Genomic DNA, 22,970 nt, shown 5'->3' with positions numbered 1-22,970 from the left:
TATATGGAATAGATGATGCCGAAACATTACTGAATAGATTCAATCATGTGTTTGAGGAATAATCTGTAAGTGAGAAATCCTTTAAGCAACAGGCTTCTTTGGCTTTTCTTTTTGCATTTTCTTTGTATCTTTGTAAAAGCCAGCGTTTTCAAGAGGGAGTGAATGAACTAATAGAAGTGGCAAACTCAGCGAATACAATTGGAAATATGGAATGTTAAAACGTTGTATTTTGGTATTTTGAACTTATCGTAAACATGTAATAGTTTAACAAGAGGTAAAATATAAACAACTGCACAATTAATATTAGTTGTAAACACTTAAATATCTATTCTTTTCTCGTAAATGACACAATGGAAGGGGAGCTCAATAGGGCTCACTTTTTTTACACATAGGCATGTTCATTATTCTATTACACTGGTCTGAATTCAGAGTGTTTTTTCGAAATTTTTATGATCTTCCCTAAAATTAAGATTAAATAAACGTACCTTTAAAATTCTATACTTTGAAAAATCATAAAAAAAAATTATCATAATTTTAAGATATTCGCACTATTATGAATCCTATGATCTGAAAGAGGATTTTCAAAATTCTGTTGATCGTTTTTCAAACGATACCGTTATTACGTTTTACAGAAAAACCATGACTAATAATGAACTTAAAGATAGTGTTGAAAAGTTAGCTGCCTCTTTAAATAATAATGGAATTAAAAAAGGCGATTGACTCGCAATTATGTTGCCAAATTGCCCCATCAAATCGTATCAATTTTTGCGATGTTGACGTTAGGAGGAATTGCTGCACTATTTAATCTTATGTTTGTAGAAAGAGAAATTGAGTATTTCTCCATATGACGTTGCTTCTTTAGTTTTCACAGGTGGGACAACTGGAGAATCAAAAAGGGTTATGTTAACGATCAAGAATGTATCAAGTAGCATTGAACAATTATTTGATATGTCGTACAGACATTTAGATTTTCCCCATAAACCTAAATAGATAGCAATGGCTCCGCTGTTTCATATTGCTGGATAATTTGGAGTTTTGTTTATGGCAATGAGAAATGGATTCAATCTAATAGTTCTTCCCCGATTTTACTTACAGGAAGAGCTGGGCCTCGTTAAGCGAGAACAACCGTTTTATTTTGGTGCTGTTCCAACGATTCTAGGCATTAAATAATCTACCAAATCTTGAAGAACTGGGATTTGATAAGGTTGGATATTGTACCAGTGCTATACCTCATGCCTTGGGTTTACATTGTTTGAAACTGTTGGACAACTTGAAAAGCGCTTGTATGTGTTAAGCTATTTCGATTTTAGTTTACTACCTCTTATTAATTTTCAAGATAATAATTCATCAAGCAAAAGGGGTGGGTAAGTTGAATGCGATTCTGTTTCATGAGATTTTGCATTGTATGGACGAGAAGAGATGGAATCGAACGGATTTAGCAAAGTATTCCGGTATACATTTAAGTGAAATCAGCCGTATTTTAAATCATAAGCAGTCACTTTCTTTACAAAATTTAGATAGTATCTCTGATGCTCTCGGGCTTAGTGAAGGGACTTTATATCCTTATTATATAGATGAATGTTTTAATGAGAGTAGATATTTAGATAAACGGAAAAGCGAGCAATTTTTGTATAAGTGTGCAGATTTAAGAATGGATAAGCAGCTTAATTCTATTTTTAATTCTGTATTGGAAGAAAGATCTAAATCAATTCGTAGTAAAAATATCTCCATGATCTTTTCCGTGGCAGAGCAGCTTTTTAATGAAGGAAAAGAAAGAAAGGCATTGCTCCTATACGATGTCATTATTGAGAACATGCCCGATCACTTCTCAGAGGAAGTAGCTATTAGTTATTATAGACGTTTTTATATCGTTAGGTTGACTGAAGAAGGACAATATGCGCTAGGTCATGTTTTAGAGCACATAGCTTATATGCCGAAGGAATTTCAAATACAATCTTATTTTTGGATTACAGCCACATTCCATACGCTTCGAGAATGGAAAAAATCGCAATATTATGCACATCGGTTAGAAAAGTTGGCAAGTGACGGCGAGTATTATGGAAGAGCCCTTCTTTACCAGAGTTTTACATTAAAATGTCTCGGTGGCTCCTTAGAGGATGTTATGAACCTTATTGATCGATATGCCCAAGTTAATGAGTATTATGATGATTTAGCTGTTGGGAATCGATTTGTTGCTTATTTAGATTTTGATCAATTGGATTATGTCGATGATTATTTAAATTGGTTAGAAGGCAGGGATGATATTTTTGCTGGCTTACCTAGAGTGCTAGAGGCATATGTTAGATTGAATCGTTTAGAGGACGCTGAGCGACTGCTTGATAAATATAAACATATTATTATCGAAATGGCTTCATGTAACGAACCTTCGTTTAAGCAACAATTGTATTTGCGTTTTCGATATGCCTTTGCACTATACCTTTTTGCGTGTAATCGATTTTCAGAAGGATTATTTGAAGTGTTAGAGGTAGCATTTACAGCTAAAAAAATTGGTATTGCAGAAAGATTTAAACAATGTCTCCAAATCTATTGGAAGTATCGAGATTACGTAACTTCTAAACATGAAGGAATGTATATGAACTTATTAAATGTAGACAACATGAGTAAACTTCCTTGAACTTTCCATCACCAGTACAGAATAGTAAGTAATAATCGAAAGGGGTCTCAATTGGAGATCTTTTTTTTTGAAAAAAATTGAACTTGATGGAATTTCTAGAATATTAAAATTTCATCAAGTTGCATTACAATGAAGATGTAAACAAAGAAGGTAAGAAGGGGAGGAAAGTATGAAGAACAAATTTGTAAAAAGCGCTGCAATACTTACGCTTAGCACATGGGTTCTATTTAGCGGCTTGCCACATAATATTAGTTCCAACTCCGTTGCGAGTGCACAATCCGAAACATCAATTGAACAAGTATTATCGAAACTTACGCCTGAACAGCGTCAAGCTTTGCACCAGCTGCAAGTAAATTACGGTTCAGGTCTTCAATTATCACCTGGTACAAATTTAGATAGCTCGGAAAATTTATCAGTGATCGTTGAATTTAAAAACAAGCCTGCGAAAACTGCTGTATTGGAACAGGCTGCTAAAGGGAATTCTTTATCTTTAGCGGATGCCAAAAAACAGGCAGATGCTGACCATGATAGATTCGGTAAAGATCTCCAATCAATTTATAAAAACGACTTAGAGAAGAATAAAGACTTTTATAAGATTAAGCGCTCATTTAAAAATACGTTAAATGGTGTTGCGATTGAACTTCCTGCCAATCAAGTAAAAGATTTGCTAAAGTCTGATGTAGTACAAGCCGTATACAGTAATAAAGAGGTACATCTAGATCCACCAGTGAAAGAAGACACATCTGCAGTAACGAAACCAGCTGAACGTGTTACCTTTCCTGGTGTTGACAAGTTACATGAAGAAGGATTTACAGGAAAGGGCATCAAGGTTGGGGTTATTGACACAGGAATTGATTATAACCATCCAGATTTAACGGATGCCTATAAAGGGTATCGTGCTCAACCGGGGTTAGACCCAAAAACGATTGATCCAAACTTAGTTAAAGGTTGGGACTTTGTAGACAATGACGCGGATCCAATGGAAACAACCTATGACGATTGGAAAAAATCTGGAGTAAAAGAAATTGCGGGAGAACAATATTATACGGAGCATGGTACGCACGTATCCGGAATTATTGCCGGCCGAGGAAAGAACAATACAGACCTTGCGGTGACGGGAGTCGCACCAGATGCTGACCTATATGTCTATCGTGTGTTAGGACCCTACGGATCAGGTGCGACAGATGCGATTTTAGGTGCAATTGATAAATCCATTTCGGATGGAATGGATGTGATAAATCTATCTCTTGGATCAAGCAACAACGATCCACAAGATATTGAGAGTTTAGCACTAGATAATGCGTCCCTTTCAGGCGTAACAGCTGTAGTTGCAGCAGGTAATGCAGGGAATGGCATGTATACACTTGGCTCTCCAGGTGCGTCTGCACTAGCGATTACAGTAGGTGCAAACGATACAGCGCAAACACTTGCAACGGCCAAAGGAACATTACACGCATTATCGGGAGATGTACCAGCGAACTTACAAGAATTGGCAAGAGGAACCACTGACAAATTAGAAGACATAAAGGGTAAGAATCTGCCAATTGTCTATGTAGGTCTTGGCGATACCACTGACTATACAGAGAAAGATGTAAAAGGAAAAATCGTTTTAGTTGACAGAGGAACTCTTTCCCTCGATGCAAAGGTTCGAAATGCAAAAAATGCCGGTGCTAAAGCGGTGCTATTAGCGGATAACCTTTCTGAAGGATTTATTCCTGTAACGCTAGGGGAAAGTTATGCCTATGTTTCGACATTCTCTTTATCAATGGAACAAGGAGCAGCGTTAAAGGCACAACTTGCAACAGGAACTCCAACCTTCTCGTTTGACACGATGGGTCTAATTACTACAGGGGGGAACACGCTTGCTTCCTTCAGTTCTCGTGGTCCGGCGCGTATCACCTATGATATTAAACCAGACGTAACCGCACCTGGTGTATCAGTTTTCTCAACTGTCCCATCTTATATGAATGGTCCTGATCAAATTGGGAAGTATCAATATGCCTATGCAAACCTTTCTGGAACATCGATGGCAACACCGAACGTGGTAGGAGTAGCGGCCCTTTTATTACAAGCAAATCCAAAGCTTACGCCGTCACAAGTAAAAGAAGAATTAATGAACACGGCTGATCCATTAACAGGAGATTACAGTGTGTTTGAAGAAGGTGCCGGTCAAGTAGACCCATACAAAGCGATTCATACTCAAGCACGAATTGAAGTTATCGACCAAACGTTAGCAAAGTATGACAAGAAAGGGAACCTTACATCTGTCGAAGATGACACAGGTGCGATTAGATTTGGTTCATTTGCACCGAGTGGCCAGGATGTAACATCTGAACGACCACTTGTTTTCTACAATGACAGCAAAGAAAAGAAGACATTTGACGTTAAGGTGCAATTCCAAACTAACCGAAGAGGCTCATTGGATGCTGACCCGAACGGAGTCAAGATCACTACGGACACAACGCTAACTGTGAGCGGAAATGCTCATAAGAAAACGAATGTGTCGATCACTGTTCCGAAAACAGCTGCATTAGGCATTTATGAAGGCTATGTAACGTATACAAATCATCAAAATACAGCTGAATCTTACCGAGTTCCATTTGCGATTCGCACGGTAGAAGAGGGAATTAATGATGCAATATTAACTCCTCAAACATTTACAGCTCCATTTGATTATGGATATAATGGTATGGTTTTCTATACTTCAGCCATTTTAAATTTAAAATCACAAATGCGCACAGTCGATGTGATCCTTGAAGACGGTAAAACAGGCCAGGATGTGGGAATCATCGGAACAATCGATGGGCTCCGATTAAATATCGAAAATGTATATTATTACATTCAAAATATATTTAATGGCGTATACTATCCAGCAACAGGAAATACGGCACATCCATTTGCCTATGATCCAGACATAGCAAAACAAGGTTTGTATAAAATGAAGTTTGTCGGGACCAATGAGGAAGGTAAAACATTCACGAAAGAAGTGCCATTCTATTTTGACAATCAAGAACCAAATTTTACGCTCAAGCTTAATAATCAAGATCTAACTTCGGATGTATATCGATATAAAGCTAATGAAACGACACTTCATGTAACGGGGACGATCTTTGACAAAGAAACGGAAGAAATGAAAAATGCGGGTCTACCTTATACACAAGGAAGTAACAAAATATACTATAAAAATTCATTAGGAACTGGACTAGGGGGCACTTCACCACATCCTATTACGGTTAAACCAGACGGTACGTATTCGGTTGATATTCCAATAAACCAAACAAGACCAATGTCCCTTACGTTTTATGGCGTGGATGCAGCGTCGAATCGAACGTATTGGAAATCAAAAGATATTTATGTCGTGAAAGATGGGCAGACGTTTGCTTACATGCAGGCTGAAAAACCTTCATCAAGTTCAGCAGATATGGGGCAAACATTGAAGTCTACATTATCACTAAATAATGTAACGAATGTAAAAAAAGCTGTGTTTTCATTCTATTATCATAACGATGAGGCCGATATAGATGTGAAGCCGAATCAAAGTGTAAGTGATGAAATCGATGTGGATGTACAAAATGAACCATATAGTTCAACTATCATGAGGACTACTGTTACAGCAACCTTGAAGAATGGCCAAACATCAGGATTAACAGGGGACCTATCTTTAGTAGATGTGGCGTTTAAGATGAAAAGCGATGTGTATAATATGCAACCGGTTCTTTCGCCAGAGTATCTCTCTGCCGCTTCGTATACGGACATGAATGATGCTACAACAAATGTAAGTTTTATGGGGACTTCAACCATTTACAGAAATCCAACTTATTCATATGCTCATGGCGGTTTACTGGCAGAGGCGTTTATGACTGCAAATGGGATAGGAAATGCTAGTTTTGATTACACAAAATTGGGAATTACAGTAAAAGCAACAAATCAAAACGGTAAAGTATATAACGGTATTGTTTACAATGGCCCAGGTGGAGGAGCATTTTCAATATCTAATCTGCCATTTACGGATGATGTATACCAACTTGAGGTAAGTGTACCAGGTCACTTTACGGATCATAGACCGTTTACGATCGGATTCCATGATAATGGAAAAGTGACTCATCAAAATCTATATCTCTTTGAATCTCCAGCTGTTGCAGGAGACGTGAATAAAGACGATGTGATTGACATCATAGATGCCTTGTACATTAAAGACCATTGGGGTACCAATGACCGTAATGCAGATATTAATTTCGACGGCAAGGTCGATGCGCAAGATCTAGCATTCGTTCAAGAGAACTACTTAATGCAAAATCCAACTTTAGATAATGCACCTGAAGCGAAGGATAAATATAAAGGTATAACTTTAGATAAAGTATTGAAAGAATTAGGAATCCAATAATTATTCGGAAAAAGCTGCTGATTATACTCAGCAGCTTTTTTTATTGATTTGCTGAATTAATTTTGAAATAGTTTTAAAAAAAAATGTAAGCTTGATAGAATTCTTCCAAAGTTAATAATCTATCAAGTCCCATTACAATTAAAGTAGAGGAAATATATAATCGAATAAAAAAAACATCTAGATTAATGAGATTATAAATAGTAGGTGAGAAGGATGAATGTAGTTCTGTTACAAAAAATTCAGCAATATTTGCAGGAGAAACAATGGAATAAATCGGATTTAGCATGTAACTCTGGTATTCATATTAGTGATATAAGTCGTATTTTAAATCACAAGCAACCACTCTCTTTAAAACATTTGGATACGATTACAGAAGCGCTTGAATTGGTAGAGGGTACTCTATATTTATATTATGTAGAAGAGTGTTTCAATGAGAATCAATCTTTAGACAAACACAGAAGTATAAAGTTTTTGTACAAATGTTTAGAGAATGGCAACGATCAACCATTTAATAATCTAATAGATTTGATGATAGAAGAAAATACAATTCGACCTGAGTATTTGACCTATATATTTTCCGTAGCAGAAAAGCTGTTTGTGGCTGGGAAAGAAGAGAAGGCACTTTCTTTATATGAGTTGATCATTGAAAATGAATCAAATCATTTTTCAGAACAACTGGCAATCAGTTTCTATAGAAAATTTTATGTCGAAAGAATGACTGATAAAGGACATCAAACATTGACGTATGTGTTAGAGCATCTTGCGTACATGCCAAAAGGCGTTAGAAAAGAAGCGTATATGTGGATTATGTCGTTTTACTATAGAAGTGAACAATGGGAAGGAGTGCTGTATTATTCGAAGAGATTAGAAAGAATGGCTAGTGAAGGCGAGTATTATGGAAGAGCCCTTATGTATAAGAGTTTTGCACTTGCACAATTAGGTGCTTCATTGGAGGAAGTTTTAACTTCTATCGATCAATATGCTCAAGTAAGTGATTATTTTGCTGAAGTTGCAGTTGGAAACCGATATATTGCTTTGTTAGATTTTGGACAGTTGGAATATGTAGATGAATATATGATTTGGCTAAAAGATCGAGACGATTTATATGTTGGATTACCGAGGGTATTTGAAACACTTATTCAGCTACATCGATTAGAAGATGCAAAACATTTGTTAGAAAATTTCCAATATGTGATCAACGACATGGCAGTTAGTAAAGAATCATGGCTAAAGCAGAAGATGTATTTGAATTTCCTCTTTGCACACGCTCTCTATCAGTGTAGAAGAGAGAAGTTTCCACAAGGATTAAATGAATTATTAGATGTAGCGTTAACTGCTAATCAAATAGGGAATGTGAAACGTTTGCAAAAATGCCTTCTTGAGTACTGGAGATATAAACATCGTGCTACTCCTGAACAGGAAGACAAATATATGGAATTACTAAATACCTTGACACTACCAGATAACCATTCAAAAGATTTGATTTAGGACAATAGCAATACAGAATGTTTTGAGTGAAACGGTAGACAGTTAGATGATCTGACTGTGAGTGAACAACAATCCCAACAGCAAGTAGCAACTCATCAGCTGGTAACTTTCCAAGGGATTGATAACTACTTTAAGAGAGCTATATAGGTAAGGGTTTAAATATAGCTTTATTAGAAAGTTTGCTGGTAAAATGGATAAATGATTATGTGATCGTTCAATGAATAAGTAAACGTGCATCCAAGTGTAATATTTTTATCCTCATTCAAAGCATAAAAGGGTAAAAAGGACAAACACCTTTTCCTAAATGAGAATTGTATCGCATCGAATATAGACAATGGTAGTAGATTTGTATACTTTAAGCATTCCAGGTCTTACGAACCAATACGCCCAGATAAATGAATTTTTTGCTGATTTTGCAGTCGGAAACAGATTAGTTGCCTTCTTGGATTATGAACATTTAGAGTATGCAGATGAAAATATGAGTTGGTTAGAAAATAGGGAAGATATATATATTGGTTTACCACGATTGTTAGAGGCATATGTAGAATTAAACCGATTAGATGATGCTGAAACATTACTTAAAAGATTCAAACCTGTAATCAATGAAATATCTGTAAGTAAGGAATTCTTCAAGCGATAGGCTTATTTGAGTTTTCGGTTTGCATTTTCTTTGTATCTGTGTAGAAGGAAACGATTTCAGGAGGGTGTGAATGAATTATTAGAAGTGGCAAACTCAGCGAGCACTATAGGAAATATGGAGATGTTAAAACGCTGACCTTTAGTGTTTTGGACATATAGAGACCATGTGAATGTAGAACAGGTAGTTAAATATAAACAACTTCTAAATGAAAGTTAGTAAGGTAAACACTTAAATAACTATTCTTTTCTCTTAAATGACAAAATGGAAGGAGAGCTCAAAAGGGCTCTCTATTTTTATTGAAAAAATGGAACTTGATGGAATTTCTCAATTTCAAAATTACCTCAAACTTAAATACAATGAAACTAGCGCACTTTGTATCAGTTGGAGGTAGCAACATGGAGCAGGGAAAATATTTATTTGAATATAATCAAATAAAATCCAAAATGGAACTATCAGTGAGGAAATTCAGATTAACAGATCGAAGCACCATTGACCTAAGCAAAAAATTTGATTTATTGGTCATTGAAATTATGAGGATTAAATACCTAATATTTAACAAATTGGCACGAATTGTGTAGAAGATTTTTCCTTAATAGGTTTTTTCTTTATATATTAAACTTCAAATAAACTTTGCCGAGAGCTAGTCTAGATAAAGAAGGTGGATAAGATGAATCAAGCTTTATTATTTAGGATTGAGCAATATATGCAGGAGAAAAAATGGAGAAAAATAGATTTAGCAAAACACTCCGGCATTCATTTAAGTGATATAAGTCGGATATTCAACCACAAGCAACCTCTTTCTTTACAAAATCTAGATGCAATCACCACAGCACTAGGATTAGATGAAGATGCTTTTTACTCTGATTAACGAACATCACCGCTACATTAACTGGTGATGCAGCAAAAACAGGAGTAACAGGAAAAGTTCCAATGGTAGATATCACATACAAAGTGAAAGATGATTCTAACAGTGTATCTTTAGATTTGGCACAATTCAATGTATTGTATACAAATACAGATGTCAATCAGAAATCCGCATTTGGTATTAGTATCCCATATCAGGTTGAACGAACTTACTCCTACATGAAATCGTTCGTCTATGCGGAAGCATTTGGGAATCCTTATCTTGATGAGCCATCACCGGCCTTTGATTATGTAAAGGCAGGTGCAAAAGTCAAAGTGACAGATGAATCAGGAAAAGAATATCCAAACACGCTTGGTAGTCATGTGGGGTTTCCTTGGTCGTTTTCATCTAAATGCCGGGACATTTCACTTTTAAGAAAACCTTTACGATCGGGTTGAAAGAAAATGGTGAAGTTAAACCTTATTCGAAAGCACTCTATTATAACTATGCACCTGGGGGAGATGTAAACAAAGATAATGTCATCGATGTAAATGATGCCCTTTTCATTAAGAAATATTGGAAAGAAAATAAACGTGAAGCGGATGTTAACTATGACGGAGTAGTCGATGGGAAAGACATGCAATATGTACTAAATAATTACTTAATGCAAAATCCATGGATGGAAAATGCTCCAAAAGCGGAAAAGAAATACCAAGGTAAAACTTTAGAGGATGTACTGAAAGAAGTAGGCATGTAATAGTGATATTTTTTTAGAGAATCAATTATTGCTAGAAATCCCCTACAGATAGACACTAAATAAGAGAGCAGGATATTTTGTTCTTAATAGTCTATCTGGGAGGGGATTTTTTATAGTTGTTAAAATTAAGTTAATTTTAAAAAGTATTATAAACATTTTCACAGGTCTCTGCTTTTGGTTGGTAAAAACAGTGATTTTTGTACTTCCCCACAAAAGGTTGATTATACCAAGTTGGGGGGCAACCACCTGGCGGCTTAAAATACCACAAACTAAATTTCGCTGGCCAAAACCTGTCTCCTTCAACTGCGCGACGTGCTAAACGTTTTTCTTGTTCTCTGGCTCTTTGATAAAAATAGCCATGTTGAACAGCTTCGAAGGCATGTGGCTGATAAACCATTTGTGGGATGGTTCGAATACCGATAAAGTCTGAACAATTCGCTCGTATTCGATTAATTCCTACATTCCCAACAAGCTGCATTCCCATTTCACCTTCACCTTCAGCTTCCGCTCGAAGTAACCTTGCTAAAAGATCAATATCTGAAGTTCTTGCTTTTACAACTGGCATCCGTTCACCCCCTTTTTTATTTGAACTAATTTTCCAATATTAACTTCAAATTAACAAATGATTAGTCAAGTTAAAAAATGGGATCTAAATACGATAAAAGCATTTGACGAACAATCTATAAATAATATTAAAGTAATCATTCATGTAGAACAATGTGAGAATTTGACCAACAATTTTTGCCAGAGCTTTGAGTTTAAGAACGAAGTTATAGATTGAAAAGTGTTGGGATTCAAAAGCCGCAAAACCTTGATAGGTATTGCTGTTTTTTTTATTGTTTTTTTAGGTTTAAATTAAAGTAAAGAATGGAAGCAACAGTCAATTGGGTTGTTGCTCTTTTAATGCACCTGACAAATATGTATCGGGATAAGCAACCATCTAATAAATTGTCAGTATTATATTCTAAAAGGAGGCCTACATGTATGTATAGGCAACAATCAGTTAGTAATTTGATTGGTCAACCAGTTGGTGTTTCTTTAATAAATGGTCAAGGGGTTTCTGGAGTTTTATGTAACGTGACTGGAGGGAGTATTTATTTAATGGAATACTTATACCAATCCCAGTTTGCCATGAAACAATATGATATCAGACAAATTCAAGCTTATAAACCCTTATCCAGCTTGTTCCGCTCCACAACCCTTATACTAAGTAGAAAATGGCCTAGAGGCCTTACACTAATGAAGAGTATCTGCAGGTTTGTAGATGCTTTTTTGGGGGTTAGTAAAGAAAGACAAAAAATGTATGCATTAGAACCAGAATAATAAAAATGCTCAATTTATGAATAGAGAGCAATCCCTACTAATCCAGAAAGTACAATAATATAGGCGGGATGCCAGTTGAACTTTAGAAGAGCCACAAGTGACAATCCAAAGACAAGTAATAGGCTTAATGTATGCCATGTAAAATGGAGACTTATAATGTTATTTGAAAGTGCAAACCTAATGGCTGCATAAAAAATTAAACTAGTGACAATCGGTCTTAACCCATAAAACATTGATTTTACAATTGGATAATGATTTAACTTAAGAAAACAGGTTGCTACAATAAGAACCAGAATGATCGATGGAAGCAAGATTCCTAAGGCAGAAATGATAGAACCCGTAATTCCAGCTGTTGAATACCCAACAAGAATAGCACAATTTGTTGCAATTGGACCAGGTGACATACCTGCAACGGCTATAACGTTTGTAAACTCTTGAGTTGTCATCCATCCATGCTTAATCACCTCTAGCTCTATGACCGGCATGATAGCGTATCCCCCACCAAAAGAAATTAAACCAACGACAAAAAACATTTTGAATAGTTCCCACAATATCATTGTTTTTATCCCTTCATTTTAAATTCCTGAGCCCATAAAATAATCGATATCATATACATCCGTTTCTTTCTGTTTGTCAAATTGGACTTTGTAGCCCAATTTTTCTTTTAAATTGATTAAAATAATACCTGCTAAAGCACCAGCTAGAATTGCAAATATAGGATGAATAAAGAAAAGAATAGGAATCCCTACCGCAAAAAGCCCGAATGTAGATTTGTCAACAATCGCTGTTTTTCCAGTTTTGATAGCCGCATATACGATTAGGGCAACGATAGAAGCTCGAATTGAAAGGAAGGCAGCTGCTACTTTGGGATTACTCTGGAATAAACTGTACAAAATTCCTAGCGTAAGGACAATTAAAAAGGTCGGCAAGGAAACACCTAGCAGGGCGGCAATTGCCCCTCTTATCCCACCTATTCTTTTTCCGATAAATGTTGCAGAATTAATGGCAACCGCGCCTGGCACTGATTGAGCTAAGGCAAATATATCCGTAACATCTTCGCTTTTTAACCATTTTTTTTTATCTACCACTTCTTTTTCAATTAATGGAATCATGGCAAACCCACCACCGAATGTAACAGGCCCTATTTTAAAAAAAGTCCAAAAAATTTGAAGCAACTTTTTCCATTCTTTCTCCATTCAATTCACTTCTTTCCTGGTTATTTTCTATTGGCATCTTTAATTACGTATCAGTTCTTATTCCCTACGTTAACAGGTGAATCAGAAAAGGTAAATTGCAAGAAATGCATGGGGTATAACAGATTATTATACTTAAGAAAAATTTTCTCATTTATTTGTATGTTACAATCATATATACGAAGCTTTTCAATTATTGGAGTTGATTTCATTGAACATAGAAAACTTGAAAATGTTTTGTTTGGTAGTAGATGAAGGCAGTATAAGCCAAGCGGCACGATTAAGTTATGTGTCACAACCTGCAGTAACCAGGCAGATTCATCAATTGGAGAATTATTATGGAACGTTGTTGTTTGACCGATCAGAGGGGAAATTGACAGTAACAGAAACAGGAAGGATGCTCTATCCTTTTGCAAAAGCAATCGTCAATGACTTCGACCGATCTAAAGAAGTGATTAATCAAGTAACTGGCGAGTCAAATGCGAGCCTCAGGGTAGGCGCTTCCTTGACAATTGGTGAGTATTTATTACCAAGCTTATTAGGTAGTTTTAAAAAACAAGCACCAGAAATAAAAGTAACATTAACCATTAAAAATACACCAAGTGTCTTAGAGGATTTAGCGAATAATGTAATCGATTTAGCGTTGGTAGAAGGTATGGTTGAAAATAAGAATTTTATTGTAGAGAAATTTGCTGATGATGAATTGGTTCTTGTATATCCTGCTGATCACCCGTGGAGGAATAGAACAGAAATCAATATAGAAGAATTGGCAAATGAACGAATGATTTGGCGTGAATCCATTTCAGGAACACGACTAATCGTAGAAAATGCGTTAAGGGATTATGGAGTTTTAGATCGAATGGAAAGCTATATGGAGATTGGCAGTACACAAGCAATTAAAAGTGCCGTAGAGGCGGGACTTGGAATTAGCATATTACCAAGGCTAACCGTGGCAAGAGAATTAGAACAAGGCTTTTTATATGAAATAAAAATGACAGGGATAGAAATAAAAAGAAATTTATGGCTGGTCAAAAAACCTCAGAGATTTCAAAGCATTGGAGTTTCAAATTTTGTCGATTTTATCCATTCATAAATAAGATAAGAAAATTTATAATTGAGAAAACTCTTCCTTTACAGGATGAAAGTTTTCTTAACACAATTAATTTATCTGAATTTTATAAATTTTTTGTTGAGTGTGTAAGCGTTTCCAAATATAATGTTAATAGGCAGATAGCAAACGTGGCATATCTGGTTTATATCAATCCTAGAATATCAAAAGACTTTCAAGGACAACTAGCACATTCAGATGAATTTTTAGTGTTGCTTAATTTTGTACTGGGAGAGGAGAACTTGATATGGGTAAAGTTGAAAATTGTCTGATTAAATCTTGGAGGAATTTATTTTATAATGTAAAAGTAGATTACCGAGAACTAACGGATGAGGAACAATGGGAAATAATTACGAAGGCTTTCAAATATTAATTTAAAATATTTACTTTTTATTATAGTACATGCGGATAGAACGATACTCATTTGAGTGTCGTTCTTTTTTAAATAATCAAAAAGGAAGAGAAAACGTTTCTTCCTTTTAGACTATCCTAGATTTCGTTTAAAATCTTTCTAGGAGTTGTCAAGCATTTATTTACAGCTGATTTAGCGGAAAAGAAACTACAAACACAACTATTAGAAAAGAGCCTAATTTAAAAAGCATGGTTTGAAACAAAATCTTCAAAACATGCTCTTTCTGTGAAGCTTCTATACAATTGGGTAAAAATTCATTTTTGCTAACATTTGCTCGTACCTGTTAAATTCATTTGTGTTAATTATTTCACTTACTGTTTTCAATGTAGTTAATGCACTTTCAATTAAAAATTCTCTAGGATCTACTTTATTATTCATCAGTTCTTCTTGTATAAAATATAACAAATTTATATACGTGGCACTTTTAGGATTTTCCGCTTCAAATTTCTTTTCAATCACTTTTTTTACATTCAATGTGGCCATGGAAAATTCATTATTAAAAAAATCATGGTAATCTGATTTTGGAAGTAGTTGATTTATATCCTCTGGTACGAATAATTGGATGTCCTTTCTACTTATATCATCCAGAATCGTCATAACACGCTCCAAACAGTAAGCAGCAATTTGCCGTAATGGTATTGTTCTGTGCAATACATTACTTGTATTCAAAATATGTTCCATCATTCCTAAATAAAGAACGGCACAATCGACCATGTATTTTGCTTGGTTGTTTGGGAAAATATTTAAAAAACGTCCATATATCCATTTTAAATATAAATATCTCCCTTGCTTTATAAATTTAATCAGCTCTGGTTCATTAGATACGAGCACATCCTCAATGAGCTGATTTAATTTATTTTTTCTGTTATGTTCTATCATAAAATGGACCTGTTCAATGAAAATGTCCTTGTCTGTAATGTCTTCCCCAATGAGTAATTTATCTCTCTCCATTTTCATGTTATCTAGTATAAGATTATAAACCGCTTTAAACAATTCCCCTTTAGAAATAAAATAATTATAAAAAGACCCCTTTGAAATTCCGCTATGATTCAAGATATCTTGAATGGATGTAGCGTGATAACCCTTTTCAATAAAAAGTTCATGTGCTTTATCTATAACATTCCTTTTTTTCTTATTCATCCTTTTTCCCCTTATGTCAAGTCTGACTTTTTCTCTATTTTTATTATACCACAATGAACCATTAGTATACTTTTGTACTAATGGTTCATTTATTTGTTGCTTGAGTATTCTGAAAATGGTAAGATAGGTTCTATAATTAAAGTACAAAAATATACTTTAAGTACAAATTTTATAAAAAAGGAGAATAATGTACATGTCAGAGAAAAGAACGTAACCAACAAATGGAAAATTCTTATTTAGCTATGAGGTATGAATGGATGAACTAATACATTTGCAAAAATGGGTTTTATCAAAGCGCTTTAGAGGAGGAGTAAGGTTAATGAGCACGAAACGTTTACTTTTATTGAACATTATTATGTTACTTGTATTAGTCGGAGCAGGTGTAGGGGGGTATGCCTATTACAATCGAACTGCCAACTATTTAACGACAGATAATGCGCAAATTGCTGGCCAACAAGTAACCATAGCTGCTCCTGCATCTGGGAAATTAACTGATTGGAAGGGCAATGTTGGTGACCGTTTTACGAAGGATTCTACTATAGGAACAATCACAACAACAGGGAAAGATGGAACACCTGAAAATATGAAAGTTACCCTTCCAACAGATGGAACGATTGTACAAAATAATGCCGTGCAAAATTCCTTTGTTGCTGCAGGAACGCCGCTGGCACAAGTATATGATCTAACTAAATTATGGGTTACTGCAAATATTGACGAAACGGACATCGACGAAATTGCTGTAGGTCAAGATGTCGATATCTATGTGGATGCTTTTCCAAATAGCACGTTAAAAGGGAAAGTCCAACAAATCGGCTTAGCGACAGCGGGAACATTTTCTCTATTACCAAGTTCAAATACGACAGGTAATTACTCAAAAGTTACTCAAGTCGTTCCAGTTAAAGTAACGATAGATGATAATAAAGGTGTTGCAATTGTTCCCGGCATGAACGTAACCGTGCGAATTCAGAAGTAGGTGATAATATGTCAATATATATCACGGTTTATGTTGCACTAGCCATGTTGTTATTGCTTTTCATCAATTTTAGGATGATGAAACAAAAAAAACCGAACCATGATCAAACGAAAATGATGAGGCAAGAGGTTAGGGAGAATATTGGTAAAGCTGATTTTAAGGTTGAAGAGTTTAAGGAAAGTAGTACTCGAACGGAACAGAGTGATACAAAAGTCCAGAAGAATGATCAACAAGATTTATCAGATCAATTGGAAAAAACGCTGGAAGATTCAGCTATTTCTGAATCAGCATTGAAAAACGTAGAAATTGAGGTTCAGCAGAAAGAAAAAATGAACCAGCCAATACAACAAGTTAAAGACGCAAAAAACGATGCAGGAACAGGGAAATTACTTGCGGCTCTGCTGATCGGTGCTTTTGTTGCCATTCTAAATCAAACCTTACTTAATGTGGCCATCCCACATATTATGAGTGATTTAGGTATTTCAGCAAGTACCGTTCAATGGCTCTCAACCGGTTATATGTTAGTGAACGGGATCGCTATTCCTATATCAGCTTATCTTATTGAAAAGTTTGGAACAAGGAAGCTAATGATTGCGGCTATTTTTCTATTCACCTTAGGGTCGTTAGTTTGTTCCTTATCAGCCAACTTTAGTATGCTGATGATTGGAAGGATCATCCAAGCGTGTGGTGCTGGTATTATTATGCCCCTGTTAATGACTGTTTTTTTCGCATTGTTTCCTCCAGAAAAACGAGGAAAGGCAATGGGAATTATGGGTGTAGTTATGATATTTGCTCCTGCAATTGGTCCTACATTATCCGGGTGGCTCATTGGACATTATTCATGGAGATTATTGTTTGACATTGTCATTCCAATCGGATTCCTTGATTTAATTCTTAGCTTCATGTGGATGAAAGACGTAACCAAGGTAACGAATCCTAAATTTGATTTCCCAGGATTTTTATTTTCGACATTAGGTTTCGGGTTCTTGTTATATGGTTTTAGTGAAGCAGGGAATAATGGCTGGACAAGTACTATCGTAGTATCAACATTAATCATAGGTACCATTTCATTTATCGCCTTTGTCTGGCGTGAACTGACTGCCGAGAAACCAATGCTTGATTTACGGGTCTTTAAATATGATATTTTCTCGCTGACGACTATAATAAGTATGTTTGTTAATATGGCTATGTTTGGTGCAATGATCTTGCTCCCGATTTATTTGCAAAATATTCGCGGCTTTACGGCATTACAATCCGGTTTATTGATGCTTCCAGGTGCAATCGTGATGGGAATTATGTCACCAATTGCCGGTGCTCTTTTTGATAAAATCGGTTCAAAATGGCTTGCGGTAATCGGCTTAACAATTACGGTAATTACTTCATGGGGATTTACTAGTCTTAGTATGACTACAAGCTATAGCCATATTCTTTTTCTATATGTGATGCGGATGTTTGGTATGTCCTTCATCATGATGACAGTCATGACAGAAGGTCTTAACCAATTACCTCGACAACTGGGGGCGCATGGAACGGCTGCCTCAAATACGGCAAGGCAGGTGGCTGGAAGTATTGGGACGGCGTTTCTTGTTACTGTCATGACGACAAGGCAAGGGATGCACGCAGGTGAATATGGTAGCGTCATCACAACCTCCAATCCTTTTATAGCTAGTAATTTTGCACATCTTGGGCAGGGTTTGGGGGCTTTAACACACATGCCGGCTGATGCGGGAAGGCAGCTTGCCACCTTTTTGATTTATGGTCAGACCATGCAACAAGCTACAATTGATGGAATTAATGATACCTTTATGGTTGCAACGGGAATTGCATTTGTAGCTTTGATTCTATCATTCTTTATTAAACGGTCACGAGTTAAAGAATAGTCGTGGAAATCAAGGTCCACTCATTTAATTTCCATTGAAAGTAGGATTAAAAAATGGCAGATTTAGGTCTTTTCATTATTCGTTTGGCTGTTGGTCTTACGTTTGTAGGACATGGAGCCCAAAAGTTATTTGGCTGGTTCGGTGGACCGGGTCCAGTCAAGTTCGGTCAATGGTTAGGGTCGATCGGAATCAAGACGGGTGGAATAACTTGGGCGATTTTAGCAGGATTATTCGAACTAATTGGAGGTCTCCTTTTTTCGGCTGGCTTGCTGACATGGCTTGGGGCAATACTAATCATTATCGTTATGATTGACGCGATTTTTACCGTCCATCTTAAAAATGGCTTTTGGCTTACTGAAGGAGGCTATGAATACAACTTCATTTTGATTGCTGTTGTCCTTGGGGTGGCCCTAATTGGACCTGGGGATTACGTATTATTTTATAATCCATAAGGCACAAATTAATGAAAAGTCCTACTCTAAATATAATCCGGGTGATTTCTACTAAGAATTCACCCGGATTTTATACCAGTTTATATTCCACTTATCCCGCACGGTGCAAAAATCTAAAAGTAATTGATTGTATTTATCTTGGTGCTCAATATTTGGCATATGACCTGCTTCTTTAAAGATGAACATCAATTTATGAATAGAGAGCAATCCCTACTAATCCAGAAAGTACAGGCAATTTTTCTTCCAACACAAATAAATTTATCTGAATTTTATAAATGTTTGTTGAATTTGTAAACGCTCTCAATTATAATGTTAATAAGCAGATAGTAAACGTGGCTATCTGATAAATACAGCATTGGTGGGACTGATACTAAAATGATTTCTTGATTAAGAGCACATTATCAGGAAACATTGAGTGTATAATATATCCTAAATCATATGTTGCTTAAATCAAACCTAGACTATCAAAAGGCTTTCGAAGAACAACTTAGCACATTCAGAAGATTTTTTAGTGTTGCTTAATTTGTACTGGGAGAGGAGAATTTGATATGGGTAAAGCTGAAAGTTGTTTAATTAAATCTTGGAGGAATTTATTTCATAATGTAAAAGTAGATTACCGAGAACTTACTGACGAGGAACAATGGGAAATAATTATGAAGTCTTTCAAATATTGATTTAAATATTTATTTTATTAATGAACAAGCGGTTAGAGCGATGCTCATTTGAGCGTCGTTCTTTTTATTTACTGATAAGTAAATCATTGTTTAAATTCACTACAAAACAGGAGCGAATTTATGAATTATATTGATATGGGACAAGGAGAAACGTTAGTGTTTGTTCATGGATTTTCAAGTAATAAAGAATCATGGACTTGTCAATTTGATCTAGCTGAAAATTACCGTTTGATCATTCCTGAATTAAGAGGCCATGGTAAGTCTGTGGTATTTGAAAATATTTCAATACAACAATTTGCGAAAGACGTACTAGATTTATTAGATGAATTAAATATCGATAAAGCTCATTTTTGCGGATTATCGTTGGGGGGAATCATTGTTCAAGAAATTTATAAACAACAGCCCCACCGTGTAAGTTCTTTGATCTTATCAAACACGTTTTCACAAATAAGTAATGTATTTAATATCCTCTTTACATTCTATTTTAAATATCGGTTGAAAAAATATACAAAAATGGATGGGGATGAAATCATTTCAAAAGCTGTTAAACGAATTATATATAACAATAAAAATGAAGATCTCCTTGAAAATGCAAAGTCAGCCCTAACTTATAATGAAAAAGGCTTCGCAAATACACTAGTGTCCTTACCAAAAGGATTTAGTTACTTAAATATGTTATCTACCTTGCCGGTTCCAATCCTCATACTTGGAAGTAAAAATGATAAATTAGCACCTGTCAGGTATGCTAAGCAATCGTATCGAAATGCGAATAAATCAAAAGCAGAGCTTCATATATTTGATAAAGCGGGTCACCTCCCAAACATAGAACATAAAGAAGAATACAATCAAAAACTTTTAGAATTTTTACAAAGCGTTTGTTAATAGATAAGAACTTCCAATACCGAATAATTAGTGGTAAAAAAGAGTTCCTTTAAAGCAAACAAGAACATTAGCCAACGCTTGGCCCTTCTCTTAACCGATAGGGCCTTATTTGCGTTCATAAAACTCCTATACGCTTACCTCAAGTTAATCCGCTAGTTGAACTGCATTATTGATAGAGGTAAATTAGGCCGTGTTCTAACTGATAACCGGATTACCTACAAGTTTATATTTTGGATTTATACTATCAAATGCTTCTTGTTCGCTGTTTTGAGGAAAAAGCTGAGCAGCTAGCTCAGCAAGGGAAAATTCATGGTACGATGCATTCTTGTATTGGCCAAGAAGCGACCGCAGTTGGGGCATGTGCTGTTCTTAAAAACGAAGACAAAATTCTAACTACGCATAGAGGACATGGACATTGTATTGCCAAAGGTACTGATGTCAAATCTATGATGGCAGAATTGCTAGCACGTTCGACAGGCGTTTGTAACGGAAAAGGCGGATCCATGCATATTGCCGACTTAGATAAAGGGATACTCGGGGCGAACGGAATTGTCGGGGCAGGTATCACTTTAGCAACAGGTGCTGCATTAACTGCCCAAATGAAAAAATTAGATTACGTAGTTGTATGTTTCTTTGGGGATGGTGCAACAAATGAAGGGGCTTTTCATGAGTCGTTAAATTTAGCTTCGATTTGGAAACTTCCTGTTATTTTTTTCTGTGAAAATAATCAATATGGAATGTCTGGTCCAGTTAAAGAAATGATGAATGTAGAAAATATTGCTGACCGTGCATTATCGTACGGCATACCAGGTAAAACAATCGACGGAAATAACATAATTGAAGTATTAAATACAACAGCTGAAGCAGTTGAAAAAGCACGTAAAGGTGAAGGGCCAATCCTAATTGAGGCAAAAACGTATAGATGGAAAGGACATGCAAGAACTGATGCTAGAAAATACAGAAGTCGAGAAGAGGAAGCAGAATGGAGAAATAATAAAGATCCGATTGCTCTATTCTATCACCTTTTAATGCAAGAGCGCATATTAACAGAAGCACTGGATAAAGAAATCAAAGAAAGAGTCAATCTTGAAATGGACGAAGCCGTAAATTTTGCGGAAAATAGCCCACAGCCTTCACTAGAATCCCTAGAAATGGATGTATACGCTTAATAGTTAAAGTAGAGGAGGTATTCAGATGAGAGTAATTACTTATGCTGAGGCATTACGAGAAACCATTTGTCAGGAAATGAGAATAAATGAAGGCGTTTTCATTTTAGGGGAAGATATCGGGAAATACGGTGGAGCGTTTGGAGTTACGAATGGAATGCTTGAAGAGTTTGGTGCAGAACGGGTACGTGATACACCGATTTCAGAAGATGCGATCAGTGGTTGTGCGGTAGGTGCTGCTGTGACGGGTATGCGTCCAATTCTAGAACTTCAATTTTCTGACTTTATCACATGCGCAATTGATAATATAGTCAATCAAGCCGCAAAATTACGCTACATGTTCGGTGGTAAAGGAAGTGTTCCTCTCGTTGTACGATTACCTAGTGGCGGAGGTGCAGGATTAGCCGCTCAACACTCACAAAGTTTAGAAGCTTGGATGGCACATATCCCAGGTTTAAAAGTAGTTCAGCCGTCTACCCCTTACGATGCTAAAGGGCTACTTAAAGCTGCCATCGATGACAATAACCCAGTATTGTTTTATGAGCATAAACTGCTTTATTTTAAAAAAGGAGAAGTCCCAGAGGAAAGCTATTCAATCCCTTTAGGAAAAGCTGATATCAAAAAAGCCGGAACCGACGTAACGGTTGTAGCAACCGGGATTATGGTGAGGAAAGCTCTTAAGGCGGCAGATCTATTGGAGAATGAAGGGGTAAGTGTAGAAGTGATCGATCCTCGTACAATCGTTCCTTTAGATGAAGAAGCAATTATCAACTCTGTTAAGAAAACAGGACGACTAATCGTTGTTCATGAAGCAGTTAAACGAGGGGGAATTGGGGGAGAAATTGCGAGCATCATCGCCGAAAGCGAGGCATTTGATTATTTGGATGCCCCAATTGTACGCCTTGGAGGGTTAGCTGTTCCTTTGCCATATAACCCTGATTTAGAGAAAAAAGCGATTCCTCAAGTAGATGATATTATTAAAGCAGTAACATCAACCTTGAATTTTAAATGAAAGGGGG

22 protein-coding genes and 1 pseudogene are annotated in these 22,970 nt (G+C 36.0%); 19 read left to right on the top strand and 4 right to left on the bottom strand.

Features of this window, described 5'->3' with window-relative positions; genetic code table 11:
• Positions 1 to 828 precede the first annotated feature (828 nt).
• The 10 genes from COE25_RS32200 (at position 829) to COE25_RS07605 (ending at position 10,748) form a co-directional block, all read left to right on the top strand.
• Positions 829 to 990, top strand: coding sequence for an AMP-binding protein (locus COE25_RS32200; RefSeq protein ID WP_142354459.1), 162 nt, complete (start codon positions 829 to 831; stop codon positions 988 to 990).
• A gap of 51 nt (positions 991 to 1,041) precedes the next feature.
• Positions 1,042 to 1,170, top strand: a complete 129-nt coding sequence (locus COE25_RS31420) for a hypothetical protein (protein ID WP_257208725.1) — start codon at positions 1,042 to 1,044, stop codon at positions 1,168 to 1,170.
• A gap of 199 nt (positions 1,171 to 1,369) precedes the next feature.
• Positions 1,370 to 2,635: a helix-turn-helix domain-containing protein gene (locus tag COE25_RS07640; protein ID WP_098932176.1), complete on the top strand. Its 1,266-nt coding sequence runs from the start codon at positions 1,370 to 1,372 to the stop codon at positions 2,633 to 2,635.
• A 169-nt stretch (positions 2,636 to 2,804) separates the two neighbouring features.
• The gene (locus COE25_RS07635) at positions 2,805 to 7,019 is read left to right on the top strand and encodes a S8 family serine peptidase (protein ID WP_098932175.1); all 4,215 of its coding nucleotides are present in this window, start codon (positions 2,805 to 2,807) and stop codon (positions 7,017 to 7,019) included.
• A gap of 213 nt (positions 7,020 to 7,232) precedes the next feature.
• Positions 7,233 to 8,507, top strand: coding sequence for a helix-turn-helix domain-containing protein (locus COE25_RS07630; protein ID WP_098932174.1), 1,275 nt, complete (start codon positions 7,233 to 7,235; stop codon positions 8,505 to 8,507).
• A gap of 334 nt (positions 8,508 to 8,841) precedes the next feature.
• A complete protein-coding gene (locus tag COE25_RS07625) occupies positions 8,842 to 9,147 on the top strand; it encodes a hypothetical protein (protein WP_142354458.1) in 306 nt (101 codons plus the stop codon).
• Between the two features lie 395 nt (positions 9,148 to 9,542).
• A complete protein-coding gene (locus tag COE25_RS07620) occupies positions 9,543 to 9,725 on the top strand; it encodes a hypothetical protein (protein WP_098932172.1) in 183 nt (60 codons plus the stop codon).
• 89 nt (positions 9,726 to 9,814) lie between these two features.
• A complete protein-coding gene (locus tag COE25_RS07615; RefSeq protein ID WP_098932171.1) occupies positions 9,815 to 10,015 on the top strand; it encodes a helix-turn-helix domain-containing protein in 201 nt (66 codons plus the stop codon).
• Between the two features lie 62 nt (positions 10,016 to 10,077).
• A complete protein-coding gene (locus tag COE25_RS07610) occupies positions 10,078 to 10,449 on the top strand; it encodes a hypothetical protein (RefSeq protein WP_098932170.1) in 372 nt (123 codons plus the stop codon).
• A complete protein-coding gene (locus COE25_RS07605; RefSeq protein ID WP_098932169.1) occupies positions 10,446 to 10,748 on the top strand; it encodes a dockerin type I domain-containing protein in 303 nt (100 codons plus the stop codon). The genes COE25_RS07610 and COE25_RS07605 overlap by 4 nt, the downstream gene beginning before the upstream one ends.
• A gap of 136 nt (positions 10,749 to 10,884) precedes the next feature.
• Here COE25_RS07605 and COE25_RS07600 read toward each other — a convergent pair whose 3' ends face one another.
• On the bottom strand, positions 10,885 to 11,313 hold the full coding sequence (locus COE25_RS07600; protein ID WP_098932168.1) for a cell wall hydrolase: 429 nt from the start codon (positions 11,311 to 11,313) through the stop codon (positions 10,885 to 10,887).
• Positions 11,314 to 11,732: 419 nt separating this feature from the next.
• Here COE25_RS07600 and COE25_RS07595 point away from each other — a divergent pair.
• Positions 11,733 to 11,958, top strand: a pseudogene (locus tag COE25_RS07595) (hypothetical protein).
• Positions 11,959 to 12,085: 127 nt separating this feature from the next.
• Here COE25_RS07595 and COE25_RS07590 read toward each other — a convergent pair.
• Complete coding sequence (locus COE25_RS07590; protein WP_098932167.1) at positions 12,086 to 12,628, bottom strand: chromate transporter; 543 nt, start codon at positions 12,626 to 12,628, stop codon at positions 12,086 to 12,088.
• Between the two features lie 18 nt (positions 12,629 to 12,646).
• On the bottom strand, positions 12,647 to 13,267 hold the full coding sequence (locus COE25_RS07585) for a chromate transporter (RefSeq protein ID WP_098932166.1): 621 nt from the start codon (positions 13,265 to 13,267) through the stop codon (positions 12,647 to 12,649).
• A 208-nt stretch (positions 13,268 to 13,475) separates the two neighbouring features.
• Between COE25_RS07585 and COE25_RS07580 the strand changes: the two genes are divergently transcribed.
• Both COE25_RS07580 and COE25_RS31415 read left to right on the top strand, forming a co-directional pair.
• Positions 13,476 to 14,357, top strand: a complete 882-nt coding sequence (locus COE25_RS07580) for a LysR family transcriptional regulator (protein WP_098932165.1) — start codon at positions 13,476 to 13,478, stop codon at positions 14,355 to 14,357.
• Between the two features lie 262 nt (positions 14,358 to 14,619).
• The gene (locus COE25_RS31415) at positions 14,620 to 14,745 is read left to right on the top strand and encodes a hypothetical protein (protein WP_257208724.1); all 126 of its coding nucleotides are present in this window, start codon (positions 14,620 to 14,622) and stop codon (positions 14,743 to 14,745) included.
• A 273-nt stretch (positions 14,746 to 15,018) separates the two neighbouring features.
• Here COE25_RS31415 and COE25_RS07575 read toward each other — a convergent pair whose 3' ends face one another.
• Positions 15,019 to 15,924: a TetR/AcrR family transcriptional regulator gene (locus COE25_RS07575; RefSeq protein ID WP_098932164.1), complete on the bottom strand. Its 906-nt coding sequence runs from the start codon at positions 15,922 to 15,924 to the stop codon at positions 15,019 to 15,021.
• 319 nt (positions 15,925 to 16,243) lie between these two features.
• Here COE25_RS07575 and COE25_RS07570 point away from each other — a divergent pair, with 319 nt between their 5' ends.
• The 6 genes from COE25_RS07570 to COE25_RS07545 all read left to right on the top strand — a co-directional run bounded on the left by COE25_RS07570 (position 16,244) and on the right by COE25_RS07545 (position 22,963).
• A complete protein-coding gene (locus COE25_RS07570) occupies positions 16,244 to 16,897 on the top strand; it encodes an HlyD family secretion protein (RefSeq protein WP_088086766.1) in 654 nt (217 codons plus the stop codon).
• Positions 16,898 to 17,226: 329 nt separating this feature from the next.
• Positions 17,227 to 18,777 (top strand): DHA2 family efflux MFS transporter permease subunit, encoded by a 1,551-nt coding sequence (locus tag COE25_RS07565; protein ID WP_373605345.1) that lies wholly within the window; start codon positions 17,227 to 17,229, stop codon positions 18,775 to 18,777.
• Between the two features lie 53 nt (positions 18,778 to 18,830).
• The gene (locus tag COE25_RS07560; protein WP_098932162.1) at positions 18,831 to 19,229 is read left to right on the top strand and encodes a DoxX family protein; all 399 of its coding nucleotides are present in this window, start codon (positions 18,831 to 18,833) and stop codon (positions 19,227 to 19,229) included.
• A 794-nt stretch (positions 19,230 to 20,023) separates the two neighbouring features.
• A complete protein-coding gene (locus COE25_RS07555; RefSeq protein ID WP_098932161.1) occupies positions 20,024 to 20,785 on the top strand; it encodes an alpha/beta fold hydrolase in 762 nt (253 codons plus the stop codon).
• Positions 20,786 to 21,033: 248 nt separating this feature from the next.
• A complete protein-coding gene (locus COE25_RS07550; RefSeq protein ID WP_098932160.1) occupies positions 21,034 to 21,954 on the top strand; it encodes a thiamine pyrophosphate-dependent dehydrogenase E1 component subunit alpha in 921 nt (306 codons plus the stop codon).
• Between the two features lie 25 nt (positions 21,955 to 21,979).
• The gene (locus COE25_RS07545; protein ID WP_098932159.1) at positions 21,980 to 22,963 is read left to right on the top strand and encodes an alpha-ketoacid dehydrogenase subunit beta; all 984 of its coding nucleotides are present in this window, start codon (positions 21,980 to 21,982) and stop codon (positions 22,961 to 22,963) included.
• Positions 22,964 to 22,970: the final 7 nt, after the last annotated feature.

The sequence above is a fragment of the Bacillus sp. AFS031507 genome (assembly GCF_002584635.1).
In the GTDB taxonomy this organism is placed as follows: domain Bacteria; phylum Bacillota; class Bacilli; order Bacillales; family Cytobacillaceae; genus Neobacillus.
The sequence above is the reverse complement of the archived record's forward strand: the minus strand, read 5'-3'. Positions and strand labels throughout refer to the sequence as shown.

Excerpts from the sequence above, each read along its gene's own strand:
- COE25_RS31420 (WP_257208725.1), top strand. The coding sequence starts at position 1,042 with ATGGCAATGAGAAATGGATTCAATCTAATAGTTCTTCCCCGATTTTAC.
- COE25_RS07635 (WP_098932175.1), top strand. The coding sequence starts at position 2,805 with ATGAAGAACAAATTTGTAAAAAGCGCTGCAATACTTACGCTTAGCACA.
- COE25_RS07630 (WP_098932174.1), top strand. The coding sequence starts at position 7,233 with ATGAATGTAGTTCTGTTACAAAAAATTCAGCAATATTTGCAGGAGAAA.
- COE25_RS07625 (WP_142354458.1), top strand. The coding sequence starts at position 8,842 with ATGGTAGTAGATTTGTATACTTTAAGCATTCCAGGTCTTACGAACCAA.
- COE25_RS07620 (WP_098932172.1), top strand. The coding sequence starts at position 9,543 with ATGGAGCAGGGAAAATATTTATTTGAATATAATCAAATAAAATCCAAA.
- COE25_RS07615 (WP_098932171.1), top strand. The coding sequence starts at position 9,815 with ATGAATCAAGCTTTATTATTTAGGATTGAGCAATATATGCAGGAGAAA.
- COE25_RS07610 (WP_098932170.1), top strand. The coding sequence starts at position 10,078 with ATGGTAGATATCACATACAAAGTGAAAGATGATTCTAACAGTGTATCT.
- COE25_RS07600 (WP_098932168.1), bottom strand. The coding sequence starts at position 11,313 with ATGCCAGTTGTAAAAGCAAGAACTTCAGATATTGATCTTTTAGCAAGG.
- COE25_RS07590 (WP_098932167.1), bottom strand. The coding sequence starts at position 12,628 with ATGATATTGTGGGAACTATTCAAAATGTTTTTTGTCGTTGGTTTAATT.
- COE25_RS07585 (WP_098932166.1), bottom strand. The coding sequence starts at position 13,267 with ATGGAGAAAGAATGGAAAAAGTTGCTTCAAATTTTTTGGACTTTTTTT.
- COE25_RS31415 (WP_257208724.1), top strand. The coding sequence starts at position 14,620 with ATGGGTAAAGTTGAAAATTGTCTGATTAAATCTTGGAGGAATTTATTT.
- COE25_RS07575 (WP_098932164.1), bottom strand. The coding sequence starts at position 15,924 with ATGAATAAGAAAAAAAGGAATGTTATAGATAAAGCACATGAACTTTTT.
- COE25_RS07570 (WP_088086766.1), top strand. The coding sequence starts at position 16,244 with ATGAGCACGAAACGTTTACTTTTATTGAACATTATTATGTTACTTGTA.
- COE25_RS07565 (WP_373605345.1), top strand. The coding sequence starts at position 17,227 with ATGAACCAGCCAATACAACAAGTTAAAGACGCAAAAAACGATGCAGGA.
- COE25_RS07560 (WP_098932162.1), top strand. The coding sequence starts at position 18,831 with ATGGCAGATTTAGGTCTTTTCATTATTCGTTTGGCTGTTGGTCTTACG.
- COE25_RS07555 (WP_098932161.1), top strand. The coding sequence starts at position 20,024 with ATGAATTATATTGATATGGGACAAGGAGAAACGTTAGTGTTTGTTCAT.
- COE25_RS07550 (WP_098932160.1), top strand. The coding sequence starts at position 21,034 with ATGCTTCTTGTTCGCTGTTTTGAGGAAAAAGCTGAGCAGCTAGCTCAG.
- COE25_RS07545 (WP_098932159.1), top strand. The coding sequence starts at position 21,980 with ATGAGAGTAATTACTTATGCTGAGGCATTACGAGAAACCATTTGTCAG.